The organism is Flavobacterium aestuarii (genome assembly GCF_040049115.1).
Lineage (GTDB): Bacteria > Bacteroidota > Bacteroidia > Flavobacteriales > Flavobacteriaceae > Flavobacterium > Flavobacterium aestuarii.
Map to the genome: position 1 here is coordinate 49,382 of NZ_JBDLZZ010000006.1, position 25,548 is coordinate 74,929.

Annotated in this window: 13 protein-coding genes; 12 read left to right on the forward strand and 1 reads right to left on the reverse strand. The window is 38.2% G+C overall.

From position 1 onward, the window contains the following. Window positions 1-25: 25 nt before the first annotated feature. From ABEG11_RS08110 to ABEG11_RS08150, 9 genes are all read left to right on the forward strand, one after another. Window positions 26-1,612, forward strand: a complete 1,587-nt coding sequence (locus ABEG11_RS08110; protein ID WP_348823667.1) for an SGNH/GDSL hydrolase family protein — start codon at window positions 26-28, stop codon at window positions 1,610-1,612. 259 nt (window positions 1,613-1,871) lie between these two features. Continuing rightward, complete coding sequence (gene atpD, locus ABEG11_RS08115; protein ID WP_348823668.1) at window positions 1,872-3,380, forward strand: F0F1 ATP synthase subunit beta; 1,509 nt, start codon at window positions 1,872-1,874, stop codon at window positions 3,378-3,380. Window positions 3,381-3,456: 76 nt separating this feature from the next. Continuing rightward, a complete protein-coding gene (locus tag ABEG11_RS08120) occupies window positions 3,457-3,741 on the forward strand; it encodes a F0F1 ATP synthase subunit delta/epsilon (RefSeq protein WP_348823669.1) in 285 nt (94 codons plus the stop codon). Between the two features lie 223 nt (window positions 3,742-3,964). After that, window positions 3,965-5,086: a hypothetical protein gene (locus ABEG11_RS08125; RefSeq protein WP_348823670.1), complete on the forward strand. Its 1,122-nt coding sequence runs from the start codon at window positions 3,965-3,967 to the stop codon at window positions 5,084-5,086. A 191-nt stretch (window positions 5,087-5,277) separates the two neighbouring features. Then, window positions 5,278-6,024 carry a porin family protein gene (locus tag ABEG11_RS08130; protein ID WP_348823671.1) on the forward strand — a complete coding sequence of 249 codons (747 nt, stop codon included), beginning with the start codon at window positions 5,278-5,280 and terminating at the stop codon, window positions 6,022-6,024. Window positions 6,025-6,104: 80 nt separating this feature from the next. After that, window positions 6,105-7,244, forward strand: coding sequence for an aminotransferase class I/II-fold pyridoxal phosphate-dependent enzyme (locus ABEG11_RS08135; protein WP_348823672.1), 1,140 nt, complete (start codon window positions 6,105-6,107; stop codon window positions 7,242-7,244). A gap of 45 nt (window positions 7,245-7,289) precedes the next feature. Next, window positions 7,290-7,907, forward strand: coding sequence for a dethiobiotin synthase (bioD, locus tag ABEG11_RS08140; protein WP_348823673.1), 618 nt, complete (start codon window positions 7,290-7,292; stop codon window positions 7,905-7,907). A 104-nt stretch (window positions 7,908-8,011) separates the two neighbouring features. Beyond that, window positions 8,012-9,283 (forward strand): adenosylmethionine--8-amino-7-oxononanoate transaminase, encoded by a 1,272-nt coding sequence (gene bioA / locus ABEG11_RS08145; protein ID WP_348823674.1) that lies wholly within the window; start codon window positions 8,012-8,014, stop codon window positions 9,281-9,283. Between the two features lie 114 nt (window positions 9,284-9,397). After that, window positions 9,398-10,552, forward strand: coding sequence for a beta-ketoacyl synthase N-terminal-like domain-containing protein (locus ABEG11_RS08150; RefSeq protein WP_348823675.1), 1,155 nt, complete (start codon window positions 9,398-9,400; stop codon window positions 10,550-10,552). A 52-nt stretch (window positions 10,553-10,604) separates the two neighbouring features. Here the strand turns inward: ABEG11_RS08150 and ABEG11_RS08155 are convergent, their stop codons facing one another. Then, window positions 10,605-11,081, reverse strand: coding sequence for a regulatory protein RecX (locus ABEG11_RS08155; protein ID WP_348823676.1), 477 nt, complete (start codon window positions 11,079-11,081; stop codon window positions 10,605-10,607). 346 nt (window positions 11,082-11,427) lie between these two features. On the opposite strand from ABEG11_RS08155, the gene ABEG11_RS08160 reads away from it, so the two are divergent. The 3 genes from ABEG11_RS08160 to ABEG11_RS08170 all read left to right on the forward strand — a co-directional run bounded on the left by ABEG11_RS08160 (window position 11,428) and on the right by ABEG11_RS08170 (window position 25,517). After that, window positions 11,428-12,765, forward strand: a complete 1,338-nt coding sequence (locus tag ABEG11_RS08160) for a DUF8693 domain-containing protein (protein WP_348823677.1) — start codon at window positions 11,428-11,430, stop codon at window positions 12,763-12,765. A gap of 560 nt (window positions 12,766-13,325) precedes the next feature. Beyond that, window positions 13,326-18,872: a beta strand repeat-containing protein gene (locus tag ABEG11_RS08165; protein WP_348823678.1), complete on the forward strand. Its 5,547-nt coding sequence runs from the start codon at window positions 13,326-13,328 to the stop codon at window positions 18,870-18,872. Window positions 18,873-19,280: 408 nt separating this feature from the next. Further along, window positions 19,281-25,517 carry a beta strand repeat-containing protein gene (locus tag ABEG11_RS08170; RefSeq protein ID WP_348823679.1) on the forward strand — a complete coding sequence of 2,079 codons (6,237 nt, stop codon included), beginning with the start codon at window positions 19,281-19,283 and terminating at the stop codon, window positions 25,515-25,517. Window positions 25,518-25,548: the final 31 nt, after the last annotated feature.

Consider the following 25,548-nt stretch of genomic DNA (forward strand, 5'->3'; position numbering starts at 1 on the left):
AAGTCAAAAACTTAAAAGATATAGTATGATAAATAATTTCAAATGGCTGCTGTTGGTTTCTTTAAGCTTTGTAGCATGTAATAATAACGATGATGATTCTGCGCCTGCAGAAGTTCCTGTGACTTCTGGTTCGGCTTCATTTGCAAAATATGTGGCATTAGGAGATTCCTTTGCTGCGGGTTATAGCGATGGTGCGCTTTTTAAAGCGGGTCAGGAAACTTCATATGTAAATATTTTGGGGCAGCAATTTATGGCTGCTGGCGGTGTAGCTGTAACCACTCCATATATGGCAGACAACCTTGGAGGTTTGCTGTTGGGTGGAAATGTAATAATTGCTGATACCAGAAAAGTTATATTAGGTTTTAATGCCGATAAAACACCCAAAATTGCTTCGATGCCAGGAACACCAACTACGGATGTTGCCAATCATTTAACTGGGTCATTCAGTAATTTAGGGATTCCTGGTGCTAAAAGTTATCACTTGCTTGCGCCTGGTTATGGAGCAGTTGCTGGAATAGCTTTGGGGAAATCTAATCCGTATTATGCCCGCTTTGCAACTTCTGCAAATACTACGGTTTTGACAGATGCCTTGATGCAATCGCCAACTTTCTTTTCTCTATTTATTGGAGGAAATGATGTTTTGGGCTTTGCTACCTCTGGAGGTGTTGGGATAAATCAGACGGGAAATATGGATCCATCTTCTTATGGCTCAAATGATATTACAGATCCTAATGTCTTTGCCAATGTCTATGATGTATTGGTGACTAAATTAACAGAAAAAGGAGCTAAGGGGGCTGTTGCAAATTTGCCTTATATTACAAATTTGCCTTTTTTCACAACAGTACCATTTAATCCTCTTTCTGCTAAGACACTAGGCAAAGGGAATGTCGAGGCTGGTAATGCGGCTATTGCTGATTTAAATGCTAAATTATATGGGCCATTAAAGCAAGTGTTAACAGGTTTTAATGCGGGAGACAGAATTAATTTATTGGCAGTTACTGCCACCACGCCTGGAGCAGTTGATGTTCCAAACCCATTATTGATATCAGATGAAAAATTGCCAAACCTGTCAGCTCAGTTAACCGCGGCTTTTACCCCTATGTTGGGCGCTGCTAAAGCAGCAGTGTATGGGCAGGTCTTTGGGCAGGCAAGACAAGCTACAAAAGCAGACTTGATATTATTAACTTCCAAAGATGCTATAGCGGGGCCAACTGGGTATCCCGAGCCGCTTGATAAATTTGGTGTTACTTTTCCTTTTTTAGACAAACATGTTTTAATCGCGTCCGAAGTTGAGGAAGTTAAAGTGGCTACTGATGCTTATAATCAGACTATAAGCTCAATTGCCGTAGCAAAAGGATTGGCATTTGTTGATACTAAATCAGCTTTGGCTCAATTGACTTCAACAACAGGAGTTCGTTTTGGAAATTACCAAATGACGGCTTCTTATGTAGCAGGAGGTGCTTTTTCGCTGGATGGAGTTCATCCTACACCTAGGGGATATGCTTATATTTCCAATCTTTTTATAAATGCCATCAATGCAAAGTATGGATCAACTTTGAGAACTGTTGATTTAGCTCAGTATCAAACGCTTTTTCCTGCAGCAATAAAATAAAGCCCAGTTTTAATTGATGCTTGAAACCACCCGTATATAACGAGGTGGTTTTTTGATTTTTAAGACTAAATGGGGGGATTTGATAGTTTGAAACCGCTTAATAATCAATCTCATAAAATTTTAGCTTTTTTTGTAAAAAAAAATATTGATTTTATATTTTAAAAAATTATCTTTGCACTCTGAAAAAAGTATCCATTCGATGAGTTTCGATGGTCTGTATTTCATAAACCTAAATAGCTATTTAATAAATACATAAGCAATGTCAAAAGTAATAGGAAAAGTTGCCCAAATCATTGGACCAGTAGTCGATGTAGTTTTCAACGGAGAAGTTGAACTTCCAAAAATTTATGATTCATTAGAAATCACTAAAAAAGACGGAACATTATTAGTTCTAGAAGTACAATCCCACATCGGTGAAAACACAGTTCGTACCATTTCGATGGACTCAACAGATGGTTTGAGCAGAGGTTATGAAGTAGTTGGAACAGGAAATCCTATCCAAATGCCAATCGGAGCAGATGTTTATGGACGTTTGTTTAACGTAATCGGTGATGCAATTGATGGTTTGCCAGAATTGCCTAAAACAGGTGAGAACGGAACTCCAATTCACAAGCAAGCGCCAAAATTCGAAGATTTATCTACATCTTCTGAAGTTTTATTTACGGGTATTAAAGTAATCGATTTGATTGAACCTTATGCAAAAGGAGGTAAAATTGGATTGTTTGGTGGTGCTGGAGTAGGTAAAACAGTATTGATTCAGGAGTTGATTAACAATATCGCAAAAGGTCACGGAGGACTTTCAGTATTCGCAGGAGTAGGTGAAAGAACACGTGAAGGAAATGACTTGCTTCGTGAGATGTTGGAGTCAGGAATTATAAAATACGGTGAGGATTTCATGCACTCTATGGAAAATGGAGGATGGGATTTATCCAAAGTTGATTTGCAAGGAATGAGAGAGTCTAAAGCTACTTTCGTTTTCGGACAAATGAATGAGCCTCCAGGAGCTCGTGCTCGTGTGGCACTTTCTGGATTATCTATCGCTGAGTATTTCCGTGATGGAGCTGGATCTGATCAAGGTAAAGATGTATTGTTCTTCGTTGACAATATCTTCCGTTTTACTCAGGCAGGTTCTGAGGTATCGGCTCTTTTAGGGCGTATGCCATCTGCGGTAGGTTATCAGCCAACATTGGCAACTGAGATGGGTGCGATGCAAGAGCGTATTACATCTACAAACAAAGGATCTATTACATCTGTACAAGCGGTTTATGTGCCTGCGGATGACTTAACTGACCCGGCGCCAGCAACAACGTTTGCCCACCTTGATGCTACTACTGTATTGTCTCGTAAAATTGCTGAGTTAGGTATTTATCCTGCTGTGGATCCATTGGACTCTACTTCAAGAATCTTAGCACCGCATATTATTGGTGATGATCATTATAACTGCGCTCAAAGAGTAAAAGAAATTCTTCAAAAATACAAACAATTACAAGATATCATTGCTATCCTTGGTATGGAGGAATTGTCAGAAGATGATAAATTAGCCGTTGCCAGAGCAAGACGTGTTCAGCGTTTCTTGTCTCAGCCTTTCCACGTTGCTGAGCAATTTACAGGGTTAAAAGGAGTTTTAGTAGATATCAAAGATACTATCAAAGGATTTAATATGATTATTGACGGTGAATTAGATCACTTGCCAGAATCAGCTTTCAACCTTAAAGGGACTATCGAAGATGCTATCGAGGCTGGAGAAAAAATGTTGGCAGAAGCTTAATTGGTTGTCAGTTGTCAGTTGTCAGTTGTTAAAAACAACCACCAGCCATCAACCATCAACTACTAACTAAAAAAATATGATTTTAGAAATAGTATCACCAGAAGCGAAATTATTTTCAGGCGAAATCACTTCTATCTCTGTACCTGGAGTAGATGGCCGTTTTCAAATGCTGAATAACCACGCGCCAATAGTTTCACTGCTGCAAAAAGGGACAATTAATATTACTACAGCTCAGCAATTTGAAATAAACGAAGAAACAGTAAGTTTGTTTATAAAAGTGAGTGATAATAATTACACTTTGGAAATTAACTCTGGTACTCTTGAGTTAAAAGATAATAAAGTAATTGTTTTAGCAGACTAAGATAATTTGGATTCAAAACAGAAATGCCTGACGAAAGTTGGGCATTTTTTTTGATTGAATGTTATTTAGAAAAGCAACACAGTTTTTTTAATTTTAAGTAAAAGCTGCAATTTAATTTAGTGGATATGAAATCAATTAAATGCAAGAAATTGGAATGTTTGAGGGATTTTTTTTAACTTTACCTTGTGAGTTTAAGCGTACATGATATATCAAATTTTAGAAAATGAAAAATAATAAATCTTTACTATTACTGTTTTTATTAACCTTAAGCGTTAGTTATTCCCAAGTTTACACTAATAAGGTTGTGGGAAAAAAAAACATCGAACTTCGTGATAGTCTTAAAGTTGCGGACTATCCTTATTCATTGCCTATCTGGGGAGATAAGGCTACCAAAAAAGGATATCAATTACCTTATTCAGCTGGTATGTCTGTGAATTATTTCTGGCAGGAATCGGAATTGACGATACAGAATTTAGAAGTAGGATTTAATAATGGCCCGATGGTTAATTTGGATCAGATTGTACGTTTTAATAACGCAGAGGCATCTGGTTATGCACTCAATGTGAGGCCTGATATCTGGCTGTTTCCATTTTTGAATGTGTATGGTATTTTGGGGAAAACCAAAATGGCTACGTCGATTGATGCTGGAATTTGGGCTCCAGATGCTGATAATAATTGGGAGCAAATTTTGCCATTTAAAACTAAAGCCAATTTTGAAGGCACTACATTTGGATTGGGATTAACCCCTACAATTGGTGTTGGTGGTGGCTGGCTGGCACTTGATATGAACGTTGCCTGGACAGATATACCAGCCTTGGAGAAACCTGCGATGAGTTTTGTATTTGGACCTAGATTGGGAAAAACTTTCAAGTTTAATAAGCCTGAGACCAACATTGCTTTTTGGGCTGGGGCATTCAGAGTGCATATTAAAAGTGATACCAATGGATCATTATCATTGGATGATTTGATAGATACTAGTGGAGCGCAGGCGAGAGTAGATGGAGCACTCGCCAAAGTAGATCAAAAACAATCGCAAGTTGATGCTTGGTGGAATGGACTGTCAAATGCTGATCAGGCTAAGCCGTCCAATAAAGCAAAATACGAAACGGCTAATAAGGCTTTGGGTAGTGCAGGAAATCTTTTAAATGGTATTGATGGTGCACTGAGTACTGTTGAAGCGTCAACAGTGCAGTATTCGCTTGAAAAAGCGCAAAAAAACATGTGGAATTTTATTGTGGGTAGCCAATACCAGTTTAACAGACATTTTATGTTACGTGCTGAATGCGGATTTTTGGGAACACGCACACAAGTTATGACTAGTTTTCAATATCGTTTTGGTCTTTAAACTGACTTTCACTTGAATTGTAAATGCCCGCAAAAGCCAAATATTTATCTTTAGCCCTGATCGAAGCGGCATCCTTTTTCTTTTTCCTTTAAAAAGAAAAAGATAGAGTGGAGAGCAGGAAATCATAATGGCTAAAATGCCCCATCTTGCTGCTTCTAAAAAATAATTATGAAAATTGTCAAATGTAACCGATGAAAAAGATTCTGTTCTTGCTTGTATTATGTTTTGGTTTTCATAATGCACACTCTCAAGTTTTAATGTCACTGATTTTTGGCGATAAATTAAATTCTCCCAACATTGAATTTGGTCTGGAGGGCGGTGCCAATTTCTCGACAATAACAAATCAAACTGGAGCTGATTATCGGAGTGATTTTAACTTAGGTTTTTATTTTGATTTTAATTTGAAGAACCCTTCCTGGATTTTCAACACAGGCGTTATTGTAAAGTCAACAATGGGTGCCGATGAATTGCCGGTTTATAGTTTAAATGATGCTAAATTGGATGCGGCTTTTGCTGATGGCTCAGTCAGCAGGAAAATTAACTATTTCAATGTGCCATTGATGATCAAATATAAATTTGATAATAATATTTATGTCAAGGCGGGTACACAATTGGGATTGCTGTCTACTGCCAATGATGTATTCACGCAAGGATACAATGGTGACGATTTAGAATATAAACATAATATACGAGATAGAATTCATGTTATTGATGCTGGTTTGGCATTTGGTTTAGGTTATCGGTTAAAAACTGGGAAATACGGTATGAACCTTGGTTTGCAATATTATCATGGTCTGGTTCCGCTTTTAAAGGGTGAGGACAGTCTTAACCAGTTTAACCGTTCTTTGTACATAACTGCAGGTCTTCCGATTGGAAAAGCAAAAGCGGCCAAAAGAGCTGCAGAGAAAAAGAAGAAGGCCGAAGAGATGGGTGAATAATACAAACTGGCCTAACAGGTTTTTTTGAAAACTTGCTTGGCTTTGTAATAAAAATACAATTGGTTTTATAACTTTGTTTTATGAATTTTCCCCAAAGCCTTTCAGACAAACTCGAAATAAGAAAGCAGCATAAATCACTTAGGGTACTTCCGGTACCTAAAGATTTAATTGATTTTTCTTCGAATGATTATATTGGTTTTTCAAAATCGGAAGTGATTTTCAATGAAACTCATCAGTTTTTATTGGATAATAATATAAAAAGCAATGGTGCGACCGGTTCTCGGCTGATTTCTGGTAATCACGCTTTGTATTCCGAAACTGAAAGTTATATAGCTCAATTTCATCAATCGGAATCGGCATTGTTGTTCAATTCGGGTTATGATGCGAATGTTGGTTTTTTTAGCTCAGTACCCCAGAAGGGAGATCTGATTTTGTATGACGAATTGTGCCATGCTTCTATTCGTGATGGAATTCAAATGAGCAATGCAAAATCGTATAAGTTTAAGCACAATGATTTTGAGGATTTGGAGCGAATGCTCCTAAAACAGGATTCAAAGACCACTATTTATATCGCAACCGAATCGGTTTTTTCGATGGATGGCGATTGCCCTAATATGGAGGAACTGATAACTGTTTCGGAAAAGTTCAATGCTTATCTGGTTGTTGATGAAGCCCATGCTTTGGGAGTTTTTGGAGACAAAGGAGAGGGGCTGATTCAGCATTTGCAATTGCAGGATAAGATATTTGCCCGAATAATGACTTTTGGCAAGGGTTTGGGTTGTCATGGAGCTGTTGTTTTGGGTTCGGAAAAATTAAAATCGTATCTCGTTAATTTTGCCCGAAGTTTTATTTATACTACAGGACTTTCTCCACATTCGGTAGCCACTATTTTGGTTGGATACCAACATTTGGAAAAAGATAAAAATACACTTGGATTGCTCCGGGAGAATATCATATTTTTTAATCAGGTGAAAAGGATGCTTTCTTTAAATCCGCTTTTTATCAGAAGCAAATCGGCTATCCAGAGTGTTATTATTCCAGGTAATGAAAAAGTAAAAGCTATAGCAAATTCTCTTCAGGAAAATGGATTCGATGTCAAAGCGATACTTTCACCGACTGTTGCTGAGGGTCAGGAACGGCTGCGGTTTTGTCTGCATAGTTATAATAGCAAGGAAGAAATGACACAAGTATTGACGTTGTTGAGTAACTTTGTGAAATAGAATTTATGGAAGACATTTGGGAATATTTGCGAAATAAAAGAATAAATGAAACTATTTATCACAGGAATATCTACCGATGTAGGCAAGACCGTTGCCTCAGCTATTATTGTCGAAGCTCTCGAAGCTGACTACTGGAAACCAATACAAGCAGGTGATTTAGACAATTCGGATAGTCATAAGGTTAAATCTTATGTTTCTAATGCCAAATCAAAATTTCATGCAAATGCCTACGCATTAAACACGCCAGCAAGCCCTCATCTTGCGGCTGAAATTGATGGTGTTACAATCGATTTGAAACAAATAAAAGAACCGAAAACCCAAAATCATCTTGTTATAGAAGGTGCTGGAGGTGTTTTTGTTCCGTTGAATGATACTGAATGTGTTATAGATTTGATTCAGCCTGATTATAAAGTGATATTGGTTTCGAGACATTATCTGGGAAGTATCAATCACACTTTGCTTACAGTCGAATCATTGCTTAATCGTAAAATAGCGATTGGAGGAATTATTTTTTCGGGTGATGAAAATCAGTCCACGGAATCTATTATTTTGAATAAAACAGGTCTTAAATGCATCGGCCGAATTGAACAGGAACCTTATTTTGACAAAAATGTTATCAAGGAGTATGCAGAGAGGTTTCGAGAGGAACTTCTGAATTTATGAGAAAATAGAAAATAGAATAAAGAGAATAGACTTTCCTATCTTTGTCAAAAAAATACAGTGTATAATCTTTTTTCTATGCTCTATTTTCTATATTCTATTATCAAATGACTTTAATTGAAAGAGATAGCCAACATCTTTGGCATCCTTATACACAGCATAAAACAGCGGCGCTTCCAATAGCAATAACCAAAGGTGAAGGTGCTTTGCTTTGGGACGAAAACAATAAAGAGTATGTAGATGCTATAGCTTCTTGGTGGGTCAATCCTTATGGACATTCCAATAAGTTTATTGCTGATGCTATTTACAAACAGCTCACCACGCTTGAACATGTTTTGTTTGGAGGATTTACACATGAGCCTGCCATTGTTTTGGCCGAAAAACTTTTGGCTATTTTGCCAGATAATCAAAAGAAAGTGTTTTTTTCGGATAATGGTTCGACATCGGTTGAAGTGGCTATCAAAGTTGCTTTGCAGAATTTTTATAATAAAGGCCAAAAGAGGACAACAATTATTGCTTTTGAAAATGCCTTTCATGGTGACACTTTTGCAGCGATGGCGGCCAGCGGGATTTCATTTTATACTCAGGCATTTCAAGGGATGTTTATTGACGTGGTTCGGATTCCGGTTCCGGTGAAAGGCCGGGAGCAGGAAAGTTTTGATGCTTTAAGAGAAGCCATAAAAAATAATAATTGCGCTGGATTCATATTTGAGCCTTTGGTGCAGGGAGCGGCTGGAATGGTGATGTATGAATCTGAAGCATTGGACGAATTAATCAAAATCTGCAAGATAAATAATATTCTCACTATTGCCGATGAAGTAATGACAGGTTTCGGAAAGACTGGAAAACGATTTGCTTGCGATTACCTAAGTGAAAAACCTGATATGATGTGTCTATCCAAAGCATTGACTGGAGGGACAATCCCGATGGCAATTACGACTTTTACTCAAGATCTTTTTGATGCTTTTTATGATGAAGATATCAATAAAGCGTTATTTCACGGACATACTTTTACTGCGAATCCTACAGGCTGCGCTGCTGCTCTGGCGAGTTTGGATTTATTGGAAAAGGAGGAAATGCAGCAGAATTTAATCCGAATCAACAATAGTCATTTGGTTTTTCAAAAAAGAATTGAAAATCACCCGATGGTTACAACGACAAGAGTGCTGGGTGTTATTTTTGCATTGGAAATAAAAACAGAAACCTCGGCGAGTTATTATGGAACATTACGCAATAGACTTTATGATTTTTTTATTGCAAATGGTATAATCCTTCGTCCTGTTGGGAATATTGTTTACATTTTGCCTCCTTATGTAATTACCGATGCGCAATTGCAAAAAGTGTATGATGTGGTTGAAAAGGCATTGGAAATAGTTTAAATTTGCATCGAAATAAAATCAACACGAATTAACACGAATTATTTTTTGATTCATGGAGTTTAAGAAATCTGAATTTGTGTTAATTTGTAAAATTCGTACTCAAAAAAAATAGTCTTGTCACAAACAATCTCCATAACCGCTATAGCATCTATTTCTCCACTAGGCAATGACCCGAAGACAATTTGGGAAAATTACCAAAATACCAAACACTGCTTTACGAGTCATTTTTTAGATCATAAACAAACCCTGGCTGCTCGATTGGATGAAGATTCAAAAGCTATCATTGAAAGCTTAAAACAATCGGATATTAAATACAGATCGCTGGATAAATCGGTTTTGTATGCGATGGCAGCTTCTAGGAAAGCTATAGAAAATGCTGGCTGGATTTCGGGAGATGATTTTGGTATTAATATTGGTTCTTCTCGAGGTGCAACAGATTTGTTCGAGAAACATTATCGGGAGTATTTAGAAACTGGCAAAGCACAGACTTTGGCTTCGCCAACAACAACGTTAGGGAATATTTCTTCTTGGATTGCACATGATTTACAGAGTTCAGGACCCGAAATTTCACATTCGATTACCTGTTCTACCGCTTTGCATGCAATGCTTAATGGTGTGGCTTGGCTGCGTTCAGGAATGGCCCATAAATTTTTGGTGGGTGGCAGTGAAGCGCCTTTAACCGATTTCACCATTGGCCAGATGAGGGCTTTGAAAATTTACTCAAACAGTGAAGAAGAGTTCCCCAATAGAGCGTTTGATTTAGGAAAAACTCAGAACGGAATGATTTTGGGCGAAGGTGCAGGAGTCTGCTGCCTGGAAATAGGTAAACGTGAAAATGCTTTAGCTTTTATCGAAGGAATTGGTTATGCTACCGAAATTTTGGAACATAATATTTCGATTTCTGCCGAAGCGGTTTGTTTTCAGAAGTCAATGAAAATGGCTTTGTTAGATATTGATTTGTCCGAAGTGGATGCTATCGTGATGCACGCTCCAGGAACAAAAGCTGGTGATTTGACTGAATATAAAGCTATTCAGAAAGTTTTTGGATCACATTTGCCAATGCTTACCACTAATAAGTGGAAAATTGGACACACTTTTGGGGCATCAGGGATTTTGAGTGTTGAAATGGCAATTTTGATGATGCAGCACAATCAATTCGTCGGAGTTCCTTTTGCGGAAGCGCAAAAACCAAGAAAACAAATTCGCAAGGTTTTGGTTAATGCTGTAGGTTTTGGAGGGAATGCGGTAAGTGTACTGTTATCTATTTAGTTATGGATAAAACATGTCTAACATATTTATTTGCCTGAAAACTTATAACTGTTTACAGATCACTCCCTTCTAGTTCCTTCACCTTATCGTAAATCAAATTGCTTTCGAAACCTCGGCGGAGCATATAATCACAAAATTTTTTCCGCTTTTTAAGTATATTTTTTTCCGTGATGGAATTCCATTGTCTTTCGGCCAGATTTTCAAATGTGGCAAAGTATTCTTCTGGTGAAATTTCTTTTAACGCAATGTTAATCAGGGTCTGATTGATATGGCGCATTTTCAGTTCATTGGTAATCCTGATTTTTCCCCAATGTTTGATGCGGTGCTTTCCTCGGGCAAAACTGCAGGCAAACCGTGACTCATTAAGGAAATTTTCCTGGATAAGATGAACAATGACTTCGTCTATTTCTGCCGAATTCAGTTTCATGCTCCATAATTTAGAAACCACTTCTTCATGACAGCGCTCCTGATAGGCACAATAATGTTCTATTTTTTGAATGGCTTCTTTGAGGGAATAGACTTCTTTCATTATGAGTAAATTTCGATTAAGGCAAAAATACTTTTTTCAAAATAAGTAATCTTTCAAACAGCTGATTTTTTAATATTTTAAAAACATTTTCCAAAGGTTCATTTTGTAGGTAGATAATAGATCAATGAACACCTTTTGGGCTGGTTTGTAATTATATTATTGTAGTCTAAATATTATAATAATAAAATAGAAGTGTATTTCATCGATTAAATATGCTTTTCTTCTATTTTTTTTAAATTTATTTATTAGATTTGATATAGTTAAAAAATGTAAGTTTTTAATAAAACAGCGAATTCATTTATTTTACTCAATCAGACACTGAAAATAAACTTAATACCTATCCCCTATGAAAACAATTTTACTTTTAATTAGTGGTTTTTTGATTTCACAAACTACATTGGGAAAAGAGATAAAAGGCAATGCTCTAGCTGATGATTTAAAGGCTAGGGGCATAGAATCTGCTTATACTGCATTTAGAAATCCAGCACACTCAGACAAGGCTTTTGCAACAGAGAAAAATAGAATATGGTTGAATCTGACAAATGCTGGCGGTGCATTTAAGCAGATATTGGTTGGTTATGTTTATGGTGCAACAAATGGTTTGGATAAACTATTTGATGGTGTCAGTATTGACTCAAATCCATATGTGGATTTCTACAGTATTAATCTTGGCAAAAATCTCACTATCCAAGGCAGAGGGCTGCCCTTTGTAACTACAGACGAAGTTCCATTAGGTTATAGAACATCTGTGGCAGGAGAATTTCAAATTAGCATAGACCATGTGGATGGCCTTTTTCTGTCTACACCACAGGATATTTTTCTGAAAGACCTGACTACTGGTGCTATTCATAATCTGAAAAATGGGGCTTATAGTTTTACAACAGCAGAAGGCAGATTTAATGACCGCTTTGTATTACTATATATAGACAATACTCCAGTAACACCTAGTGTTCCTGATGAACTTGTGACCGAGGTGACCGATCAAGAAATTTTATTGCCAGAGTCCCCAGCCCCAGATGCAATAGAACCAGTAAATACCGATCCAGTCGTTTCAGTTCCTGAAGCACCAGTGACAGTGGTTACTGATCCTGTGATTACTGATCCAATAGTTGCAGTTCCTGAGACACCTGAGCCAGCGGTAACTGAACCAATGACAAAAGATCCAATAGTTTCAGTTCCTGAAATCCCCGCGCCAGTTGTAACTGAACCTGTGGTAGATACTCCAGTGGTAATAATTCCAGAAATTCCAGATTCAGTAGTAACTGCTCCCGAAGTAACCGATGTTCCGGAAATTCCAGTGCCAGTTGTAAAAGAACCTGAAGTAATCGAGCCAGTTGTGACTGTTCCCGAAATTCCAGCCCCAATCAGTACTGAACCAGAAGTAACCGTGCCAGTGACATCTGAACCAATTCCAGCCTTAGTTATAACAGATGAAAAAATGTATGGCGGAAAAGGAAATACGGTATATGTTGCTGTAAACAACAGTGAAGTAACGGTTTACTCCAAAGAAGATTCTATTTTGGGGGTATATATTTATAGTACGGGGCACAAACAATTGTTTGAAAAAAACAATATCAATACCAATGAGTTTGTGATTTCGGGCTTAAATGCAGCAACGCAGATATTAATTATCAAGACACAGCTTAAAAACGGAAAATGGTCAACCAATAAAGTTGTTTTGTAGCCAATAACAAGAAAAATTTTCTATTAGCCTCATTTTGTGTATGCAAGATGAGGCTTTTTTATGCTTTTAATTTGGCATAACAATTCTTATGTAATTTTTTAGAAAATAGTATTGCTGGTATTTTTTTAATGTTTAGTTTTGTATCCTATTAAGAATGATTTGTTTAGAATAGATAAAAGATAATACAAATGAGAACTGTTCAATCTGTAAAATATAGGTAGACAGTCTTTTGAATTTTAAAATAAATAACCTTTCACCCCCTCAATACCTAAAAAAGTGTATGAATAAAACTTTACCTGCTATTGCTTTTTTTTCCCCCCAGAAGAATAAGCCAAAAAAATATCATTGTATTTTCTCAGAAACAATGTTTGTGTTTGATCACTCAATCAAACAGAAGAGCACAGAAAAAGAGTCAGTAAATCTTTTGTATTTGTGCTAGCTTCATTATTTTCCTAAATCATAGCTAGAATTCGTAGCTGAAATCTGTATGGAGTTTCAGTTATGAATTATTTTGCTTAAGAAATTAGGCTTCTATTGTATTAAATAATTCCCCCAATTATATGAGATTAAAATTACTATTTACGTTTTTGTTATTGATATTGTTGCAAGCCATTAGTTTTGGGCAAACTACACAGACATTTAATTACACTGGAGCGACACAAAATTTTACCGTTCCTGCTGGAGTAACAACTCTGACAGTTGAATGTTGGGGTGGTGGTGGAGCTGGTGGGGGAACTAATGGAACTAATTCGGAAAATAGAACAGGCGGCGGTGGTGGCGGCGGCGGTTATACTAAGAATACCGCTGTAAGTGTTACTCCTGGTCAGATTGTTGCTATTACTGTAGGAGCGGGAGGTACTGGAGTGACTTCTAATGATTCAAGTTTAGGACTTGGTAATGGTAATCCGGGGACTGCATCCACTTTTTTAACCGTTACTGCTGCTGGTGGAAATGGTGGTAGGGAAGGAAATTCAGGAGACGATACTGGTAATGGTGGTAATGGAGGTGTAGGGGGTTCATATACAGGGGGGACAGGACAAAGTGGTAATGGAGGCAATGGCGGTGGCGGTGGCGGGAGTGCTGGTACAGCTTCGAACGGATCGAATGGTACTTTGGCTGGAGTAGCCGCTGTAACTGGAGGGGGAAAGGGAGCTCCAGGGAGAAGTGCTGGCAGTGGCGATGGTACAAGTGCAACAGAATTGGGTGGTGGTGGCGGTGGCGCTCGTATGAATTCTAACAATAATAACTATAAAGGCGGTGATGGTTTCAGTGGTAAAGTAGTAGTTAGTTGGGCATGTCCAACATATAGTCTTTCTAGCACTGCGGTTACAACTCCAATTTGTACTGGTTCTACTGCATCAGTAACGTTGACTAATACAACAGTTGCCAATCTTCCTGTAGGAACTTATACGGTAACATATAATCTTAGTGCACCTAATGCTGTTACCGGCAATACAGCTACTATGACTGTAACAACAGCAGGAACAGGTACATTTACCACAACTGCGTTGGCTAATAGTGGTAGTACTACTATTACGATAACTCAATTGCAATCTAGTGGGTGTACAAGTGCAATTTCTACGAATAGAACGGCGACAATAGTAACTAATTCAACTATTATACCAACAACACAAGCTGGTGGTACTCAAACTTTTTGTATCGATAATGGAGTGACATATACAACTCCAAATGCGAATGCAGGTCAGTACGCTTTAATAAATGTGATTAAAGGATTTAAATATACGTTCTCAGTTAATAATGCATTTGCTGGGTTCAATGAGAATTTAACCATTTTGGATGCATCAAATGATGCTAGTGTGACACCTGCTACTTCCGCAACGGGCGCAAGTGGTACTACAATAACTGATTGGCCATGTACACTTTCAGGTCAGATAAAAGTTGTTTTGTCAGCAGTAGGTTGTGCTAACAACGGTGCAGTTGGAAGTTCAGGAATAACAGTTACTCAAACCGCAATAGGAAATACGGAAGATAATCAAACAACTGCAGGAACTAATACGTGGAGAGGTCATATTTATAATTGGACAGGTACCGCACCACCGGGAGGAGCATCTCCATCTTCTCCATCGGCAACAAATCCTTTTTCTAGTTCTCAGTATGCAGGGTATTATGATGTCGGCACTGAAACTATTAATGAAGGTTTTGGAGGTGATACTGCTTGTTTTAAAGTTTTTTCAGATGGTACGCAGCGTGCAAATATTTATACTCAACAATATGCGGTAAGGTATCGCATGAATACTACAAAAAACGGCTGTTATTTAGTGAATATTACTGGGGACGATGGGGTAAGATTATATTTGAATGGATCATTGATTTTGGATAAATGGGTTGAACAGTCTTCTACAACATATAATAATGTTTTGGTTAATTTAGATGGAAATGATGATTTTGTTTTTGATTATTATGAAAATGGGGGGCAAAATGTTGTTGCTTTAACAATTGTTCCATTTGATCTTTCAACAAATATTATTACTCCTTCAACCTCGGCAGTTTGCAGTGGTACGGCAGTTACATTAAATGGATCTTCTTATCTCGTTAATGGAGCTGCAAATCCATCTTTAACTTTTCAATGGGAGTCCTCACCAACTAGTACCGGTCCATGGACGAATACAGGTGTCACTACGGAAGATTATAGTGTATCTCCAACCATAACTACTTATTATAGAAGAATAGTTAAAGGTACAACTGCGAATAACTCTGGTTGTTCTGTAACTAGTGATCCGGTAGTTATAAATGTGAATACTCCAGCAGTTACTAATATGACAGTAGCTTCCTGCAGTGGAAGTGCTTTTACTGTATTACCAGTAAATGGGACTAATGGAGCAGTTCCCTCTGGAACAACTTATACTTGGTCAGCACCTTCTGTTACGGGTATTACTGGGACTGCATCGGGAACGAATCAGGCAAATATTAGCGGTACTTTGACTAATACTACTAATGCTCCCATTAATATAGTTTATACGGTAACGCCAACTGCTGCAGCTTGTACTGGTACAGCATTTACGGTAACGGTGACAGTAAACCCTTTACCCAATAACATAACCAATGGTTTCTCTGCAACAACTATTTGTGCAGGAGGGAGTCCAGAATTAACTTTTGATGCAGATAATTCGACTTTTTCTGGAACTTATAATATAGTTTACCAAAATGATGATACTTTAATACAATATCCGATGACAATCTCGTCGTCTTCACCACAGACTTTTCCTGCTGGGGGCAGTCCAACGGCAAATACAAGCTACAAATTGATTTCAATTACGAATGCAACTTGTACCAGAACAGCATCTTTCATGGATCCGAGTGCTGATCTGTATGTTCGTCCTACGGCAACAGCTACTATAACTGGTACAACAACTGTATGTGCTGGGGCTTCATCTCCTATTATTGTTTTTACAAATCCTCAAACAGTTACTATAAAAGTTGCTTATACCATTAATAGTGGTTCAGATCAAACGATAGTAATTCCGCCAAAAAGTGGTACTGTAAACGGGACAAATAGTGTAACGGTTTCAACAGCAACTGGTGGCAGTTTTGTGTATAGTTTGAAAAGCGTAGTTTATAATGATACCCCAGATTGTCCTAATACTGCTATTACAGGAACCGCTACAGTAACAGTCAATGCTCTGCCATCAATTACAGCACAGCCTTCTGACAGTAATGTATGTGAAGCGGACAATGCTTCATTTGCCGTTGCAGCTTCTGGAGCAGGATTGACGTATCAGTGGCAGTTAAGTACCAATGGCGGAGGGATTTTTAATAATCTTTCTAATAGCGGTGTATATTCTAATGTAACAGCAGCTACGATGAATATCACTACAGCAGCTATAACGATGAATAACTATCAGTACCGCTGTGTTGTAAGCGGAACCTGTACGCCATCGGTTACTTCGAATTCAGTTACGCTGCATGTTAATTCCGATTCTGGAGGGATTTCATTAAATGGAGGCACACCTACATCAACCAATGGCACTGTTTATTATTGCCCATCCAATCTGGCATCTTTTAGCATAGCACCAGTTTCTGGAGCTTCCGGTTATACTTGGGTTGTTCCAGCGGGATGGAAAACAGAAAACGGTATTGTAATTACTGGGCCTATTAGTACTGCTGTTCCAGAATTAAAAGTAATAACAGGAACCAATACAGAAAGCGGTGATGTTTTTGTAACGGCTGGTATATTTTGCCCAAGCCATATATGGGTTGCTTTGAGCAATACAGCACCACCTGCAATATCAATTTCAAAAACAGACCCAACTTGTGCAACTCCAACAGGGACTGTAAAAGCAGTTCCGCCTTCTCCGGTAATTGGAACACTGTTGTATAGTCTTATTAAAACCAGTGTAAGTCCAGAGGTTACAGTAGCAAAAAATGCGACAGGGGAATTTACAGGCCTTGCAGCTGGAGATTACGTGGTTACATATCAAATAAATTCCGGATGTTATTCAGATAGAAGCAATTCTGTTGCAATAGTGCCTCAGGCGACAAATATCTGGAATGGTACAAGCTGGTCTGCGGGTACACCAGCATTAAACGATTTTGTTATTTTTGATGCAGATTATAATGAGCCTCTTTCGGTGAATTCCTGTTCTTGTACTATAAATTCTGGAGCAGATGTAATAATTCCTTCTGGAAAAGTTTTAACTGTTGTAAATGATCTGAAGGTCGATGGAACACTCACATTCAAAAACGGAGGAAGCCTCATTCAGAAAAATGAGAATCCGAATCCCAATACATTGAGTATTATTTACGAACGCACTGCAACTGGGATAAAAGACTTTGATTATGTTTACTGGAGTTCGCCTGTGGCGGGTCAGACGCTAGGTGATTTATCTCCACTGAGTGATAAATACTGGAGCTGGCTTGACGATTACTGGACTCCTGGCAGCAAAACAGAAACCATGATTGAAGGAAAAGGATATATCGCCCGTGTTCCCAGATACGTGACTTCTCAGACGGTTAAATTTATCGGAACGCCAACTAACGGAGATGTTACCATTGCCGTACAAGGCAATAATAAGAGTAATTTAATAGGGAATCCATATCCTTCAGCCATTGATGCAGAGCAATTCATGATTGATAATCAATCTGTAATTCCAGCTGGAGGAATGCTGGCTTTCTGGACGCATACCACAAAGAGAACACTCAATGGGTCGGGAACCCAGTATGAGTATGAGTCAGATGACTATGCTTTCTTTAATATAACAGGAGGTACTGCGACCTATACTGAATCGATCTCTGCCGGTCCTGGTTCTGCGCCTGATGGGACTATAGCTGCAGGACAGTCCTTTATGGTAGGCAGCGAGACAGCTGTCAAGAATGTTTTTAAGTTTACTAATTCAATGCGACTGGAAGAAGATAATAAAAACAGCCATTTTTTCAAGCAGGCAAATGCTAAGAAGGCTAACAAGATCGAGAAGAACAGGATATGGCTTAATTTATCCAATGCTGGTGGTGCGTTCAAGCAGTTACTGGTGGGCTATGTTACCGGAGCCACAAATGGGGCAGATAAATTATTTGACGGCACAAGCCGAAACAGTAATGCTTATGTAGATTTCTATAGTGTAATGGATTCTGAAAAATATACGATACAGGGACGCAGTCTTCCGTTTAATGAAGAAGATGAAGTGCCATTGGGCTACAAATCCACTATAGAAGGCACATTCCAGATCGGCATAGACAGGACAGATGGTTTTATGGCAAAGCAAGCCGTATATCTGGAAGATAAAACCGCTAATGTTATTCATGATTTAACCAAAGGCTCATATTCTTTTGTGACAGCAAAAGGAGAGTTTAAGGACCGTTTTGTACTGCGTTATAACAGCACGAAATTAGGAACAGGAGATTTTGATCCAAAAGGCAAGGGTGTTGTGGTATCAGTAAAAGACAGCCAGATAAAGATTAATTCATTCGATAAGGCAGTCTCTTCAGTAAAAGTCTACGACTTGAAAGGAAGCCTTTTATACGAAAAGAACAAGGTTAACAGGAATGAATTCCTAATTGACCATTTTGCATCCAGCAGCCAATTCATGATTGTGATGATACAATTGGAAGATGGAAAGTGGGTAAGTGAAGAAATTATTTTTCACGATTAGATCGAAGTCAATCTTTTAAAATTATAGAATCCCATTCTGCTTAATTCAGAATGGGATTTTTTATTTGAGCGTTTTTCTTTGAGCAAAATATACAGATATTTATCAGATAAGGGATTATCCGAAAATTCTGTTTGTAAATAGGGTGAGTTTGTATACTAATATAGCTGATAAAGCTTAGCAAAAAGGAATGAAATGTAAAATATATTTTGTAGATTTATATTTACAAAAGCACATGTATTTATGTTAGTTATCTGCTAATCAAGTAAATTGATTGAATAATTATGAAAGATAAATATTTATTTCTAATTTTGACACGTAAAAGTACGTGTTTTTGTTTTTGGAAATTAAATTTAACATAGACAGAGATTTTTCATATTTTCACAATAATACCACAAAACCCCCAGACATATGAAACTAATTTTACCTAAATCTAAGATTTTATTAGCCTTTTTGGTTTTTATATTCATTCAAGCTACTGGATTTGGAGCTGTTATAACTAGTACAGGTACTGGTGGAAATTGGGATTCAGGTAGTTCTTGGCAAGGTGGAATTGTTCCATCAGCTACTGATGATGTAGTAATTGCAGCTGGAAGCACAGTGACTGTTAATGTTAATGTTTCTGCTAAAAGTATAACCGTTTCGGGAACAATGAGTATTCCTTCTGATAGTAATATTAGCATAAATTCACTATTAGTTGTTATAACTTCACCTTCAGGCAATATTTATTTTAATAAAAAATCTATAATTACTTTTCCTGCAAATGTTTCTTTGTATCTTCAAAATGGTACAAACAGTTTAAATACAGGTGGTAGTGGAGTTTGCAGCAATAACACTGAAATACATGTAGGCACGACGAACTATGCAGTTTGTACAGGAGGCGGTGCTACATATACATTTGATCAAGTTGAAACTGCTGGTGGTATCAATACCGCAATTATATTATCAGGAAATCAGTATATTTGTACTAATGGCACTAATACGACAACATTTACTTCTACAGTATCTGGGGGTTCTTGGTCTAGTGGCAGTCCCTCAATTGCTACGGTTAATTCTTCGACAGGTGTAGTAACTGGGTTAGCAGCCGGAAATGCTACCATAACTTATACTGTAGCAGGTGTTGGAAGTGCAACGAGAGATGTTTATGTTGCTGGCGGGCCTGGGGGGGGTGTAAGTGCTATTAATGGTTCTAGTTCACAATGTGCAGGTTCTACAGCTAATTACACAATAACATCTAATAATGCCAATTATAATCATACATGGAGTTATGCTAGTGGCACAGGAGTTACTTTTGTTACAAGTGCTGATGGGCGCTCAGCTACTGCTACTTTTGCTTCAAATGCTACTTCGGGGCAAATAACAGTTAATTCAACTAATGCTTGTGGATCTGGTTATGGGAATAATTTTAATGTAACAGTTATTCCTGTGCCTTCTGCTCCTGGTACAGCAGCTCCAAATTCACCATCTTGTACACAATTTACTGCTCAATGGGCTTTTACCTCTTCTGCGACAAAATATTATATTGATGTTTCTACAAATAGCGGGTTTTCATCATTTGTTTCAGGATACAATAATTTAGATGTCGGGAATGTTACGAGTTATGTACTAACTGGGTTAAATCCTGGTACAACTTATTATTACAGAGTTCGAGCATATAATAATTGTGGAACGAGTCCTAGTTCTACTACTATGAATTATGCAACTACGGCTAGTCCAACTGTGGCACCAACAGTTACAGCAGCAACAAGCATAGATTGTAATCAGGCAGTATTAAATTGGAATTCCATAACTAATGCTACAGCTTATTATTTGGATATTGCCACAGACAGTGGATTTTTAACTTTTGTTTCTGGGTACAATAATCTCTATATAGGATATTATCCGTCATCTGGTTATTTTGCTGGAAGCTTGCCTGCCGGAGTTTTATATTACAGAGTAAGAGCAACAAACGTTTGTAATGTGACTACGGGTAATTCTAATACTGTATCTTTTCAAACAACTGCTCCTGTAGGAGGTACAGTTTCTCCGGCTCAAACTATTTGTGCAGGAGCCACTCCTACAAGCAGTTTGACGTTAAGCGGACATACAACTACTGCCGGCACTGTTATAACTAATTGGCAGAGTGCTACTGATGCTGCATTTACAACTAATGTAGGATATATTTCTGAAACAACAAATGTATTAACTAGTGCTAAGATTGGTGTTTTAAATGTTAGTACTTATTTTAGAGCAGTTGTTCAAAATCAATTTGGATCTTGGTGTAGTACTAATTCGACGCCAGTTTTAATAACGGTTAATAATTCGGTTTCGGCAGCTTCATCTAGTCCAACGCTTTGTGTCAATACATTAATGACAAATATTACTCATACAACGAGTGGTTTTATAGGAATATCTAACAGCGGAGTTTCTGGAGCAAATGGCTTACCAGCTGGTGTAAGTGCTTCTTTTACATCAAATGTTGTAACTATTAGTGGTACACCAACAGCATCAGGAACATTTAATTATAGTATTCCATTAACAGGCGGCAGTTGTGGTGCGGCTAATGCGACGGGAACGATTAAAGTAAATAATGTTCCAACAATAGCTTCGATAACAGCTCCTGCAGCATTTTGCGCGGGTGGCTCTTTGAATCCTACAGCACCTGCAGTTACAGCAAATGGTTCATCAGTTACTTCACAAGGCTGGCAGATATCTACTACATCAGGCGGAAGTACTTATGTAGCATTAACATTGCCTTACACGGTAGCTTTTGCCGATAATGGCAAGAACATCCGTTATTTTGCAACTAATAGCTGCGGAACGACAAACGGCACAGCGGTTGCAATAACAGTAAATGATAAGCCAACGATAGCATCAATAACATCACCATCAGCTTTATGCGCAGGAAGTTCTCTGAATCCTACAGCACCTGCAGTTACAGCAAATGGCTCATCAGTTACTTCACAAGGCTGGCAGATATCTACCACATCAGGCGGAAGTACTTATGTAACATTAGCATTGCCTTACACGGTAGCTTTTGCCGATAATGGCAAGAACATCCGCTATTTTGCAACTAATAGTTGCGGAACGACAAATGGTACAGCAGTTGCAATTACAGTAAATGATGTTCCAGCAATAGCTTCAATAACAGCGCCAGCAGCTTTATGCGTGGGAAGTTCTCTGAATCCTACAGCACCTGCAGTTACAGCAAATGGTTCATCAGTTACTTCACAAGGCTGGCAGATATCTACAACATCTGGCGGAAGTACTTATGTAGCATTAACATTGCCTTACACTGTAGCTTTTGCCGATAATGGGAAGAACATCCGTTATTTTGCAACTAATAGCTGCGGAACGACAAACGGTACAGCAGTTGCAATAACAGTAAATAATGTTCCAGCAATAGCTTCAATAACATCACCAGCAGCTTTATGCGCGGGAAGTTCTCTGAATCCTACAGCACCTGCAGTTACAGCAAATGGTTCATCAGTTACTTCACAAGGCTGGCAGATATCTACCACATCAGGCGGAAGTACTTATGTAGCGTTAACATTGCCTTACACGGTAGCTTTTGCCGATAATGGGAAGAACGTCCGTTATTTTGCAACTAATAGCTGCGGAACGACAAATGGTACAGCAGTTGCAATAACAGTAAATAATGTTCCAGCAGTAGCATCAATAACATCACCAGCAGCTTTATGCGCGGGAAGTTCTCTGAATCCTACAGCACCTGCAGTTACAGCAAATGGTTCATCAGTTACTTCACAAGGCTGGCAGATATCTACCACATCAGGCGGAAGTACTTATGTAACATTAACATTGCCTTATACGGTAGCTTTTGCCGATAATGGCAAGAACATTCGTTATTTTGCAACTAATAGCTGCGGAACGACAAACGGTACAGCGGTTGCAATAACAGTAAATGATAAGCCAACGATAGCATCAATAACATCACCAGCAGCTTTATGCGCAGGAAGTTCTTTGAATCCTACAGCACCTGCAGTTACAGCAAATGGCTCATCAGTTACTTCACAAGGCTGGCAGATATCTACCACATCAGGCGGAAGTACTTATGTAACATTAGTATTGCCTTACACGGTGGCTTTTGCCGATAATGGGAAGAACATCCGTTATTCTGCAACTAATAGCTGCGGAATGACTAATGGTACAGCAGTTGCAATAACAGTCAACCCAGCCCCAACATTAGGAACAGCAGCACAAACAATTTTTGCTTGTGATAATTCGCCAGCGACAATAAAATTAACAGGTCTACAAGCTGGAAGTACTTTTATAGTAGATTATACTATTGGCGGTAATCCACAAACGGCGATTACCGGTTTAACTGCTCCAGCAGGAGAAGCTAGTTTTACCACAAGAAATTTAACAGCTGCAGATGATGGTGCTCTATTGCAAATAACAGGAATAACCATTACAAGTGCTTCTCCAGGCTGTACTAAGAGTTTTGCAGGTATTGCTGGCATAGATTTAAACCTTAAAGTTAAATCTAATTCAGGAGATGTTATGTTAAATGGAACCTCTTTTCCTTCTGGTAGTACAACTTATTCTGAATTGACAAGTGCTGTTTTTAAAATTGATCCAATTGCTGGGGCTTCAGGTTATACTTGGGCTTTTCCTGATACGGATTGGATAGTTACTGCTGGTGCTGGAACTAACGAAATTACAGTGACGACAGGAACCTATCATCATGGGGGTAATGTCACCGTAACGGCAAATAATATGCTTTGTCCAAGTTCTTTGATGGTTGCTTTAACTTCAATTGCACCGCCAGCTCCGATACCCACTGCTCCTATCCAAATTAGATGCAGTACGTTAGGAAGCATCACATTAAATGGTCTGCCAGCTGGCAACTGGACACTTCATGTAATAAAAGATGGAGTAACTCCTGGCACTGATATTTTTGGAACAGGAACCACATATCCAGTTACAAATTTGACCAGTGGCGTTTATACTTTTACAGTTTCGAATAGCTTTGGAACTTCAGTGGTATCGGCAACAGTAAATATTAATGAAGTTACCAAGACTTGGGATGGTTCAAATTGGGTTACAGGTTCTCCTGCAGTTATAACTTCTGTTCCAACTTCAGACGATATTGTTGTATTTGCATCAGATTATATAATCACCACTCCATTAAATGCATGCTCTTGTACAATAAACCCTGGTGTAAAAGTCGTGGTAGGAGTTGCAGGGGCTACTAATGCAAATGCGGTTTTAATCATTCAAAACGGATTAAAGGTAGATGGTTCTCTAACGTTCGAAAATGGTGCAAGCCTGATTCAGAATAACGATGCAAAAAACATAAATACTGGCAATATTATCTATAAACGTACTGCAACATCGATCAAAGACTTTGATTATGTGTATTGGAGTTCACCTGTATCAGGCCAGACACTGGGAGCTTTATCACCAAGCAGTGATAAATACTGGAGCTGGCTTGGAGATTATTGGACCCCTGGCAGCAAAACAGAAACCATGATTGAAGGAAAAGGATATATCGCCCGTGTTCCTAGATATGTTACTTCTCAAACGGTAAATTTTATTGGAACACCAAATAATGGAGATGTTACAATTGCAGTGCAGGGAGATGATAAGAGTAATTTAATAGGGAATCCATATCCTTCAGCGATATCCGCTGATGACTTTATGATTGACAACATAGATGTGCTTCCGGATAATCCTTTACTGTCTTTTTGGGCTCACAATAGCGCGAGAAAGCTAAGTGATGATGGTACTCAATATGAGTATGTGTCTGAAGATTATGCATCCTATAATTTAAGCGGCGGAACGGCCGCAGAAACTGGCGGACTTGAACCAGACGGAACTATAGCTGCAGGGCAGTCTTTTATGGTTGGGAGCGTAACAGATTTTAGTAATGAATTTAAATTTACTAATTCAATGCGTATAGGAGATGTTGGCAAAAACAGTAATTTTTTCAAACAGGCAAATACTAAGAAAGCCGCTAAGTTAGAAAAGAACAGAGTGTGGCTGAATCTGTCAAATGCAGGCGGTGCTTTCAAGCAGTTGTTAGTAGGTTATATAACCGGAGCCACGAATGAAGCGGATAAACTATTTGATGGTACGAGCCTCAACAGCAATGCTTATGTTGATTTCTATAGTATAATGAATCAGAAGAATTATAGTATTCAAGGGCGTAGCCTGCCATTTAATGAAGAGGATGAAGTGCCTCTGGGCTACAAATCAACTATAGAAGGAACATTCGAGATCAGCATAGACAAGACAGATGGTTTTATGGCAAAACAAGCCATATATCTGGAAGATAAAACGGCTAATGTTATTCATGATTTAACCAAAGAAGCATATTCTTTTTCCACAGCCAAAGGGGAGTTTAAAGATCGTTTTGTATTGCGATATACCAATACCACAAAATTAGGAACAGGAGATTTTGATCCAAAAGGGAAAGGTGTTGTGGTGTCGGTAAAAGACAGCCAGATAAAAGTCAATTCATTCGATAAGGCTATCTCTTCAGTAAAAGTGTATGATTTGAAGGGAAGCATGCTTTTTGAAAAAGATAAGGTTGACAAGAATGAATTCCTTATTGATCGTCTTGCATCCAGCAGCCAATTCATGATTGTGATGATACAATTGGATGATGGCAAGTGGGTAAGTGAAGAGATTATTTTTCATGATTAGATTATAATCATTTTTAAAATTTTTTACATCC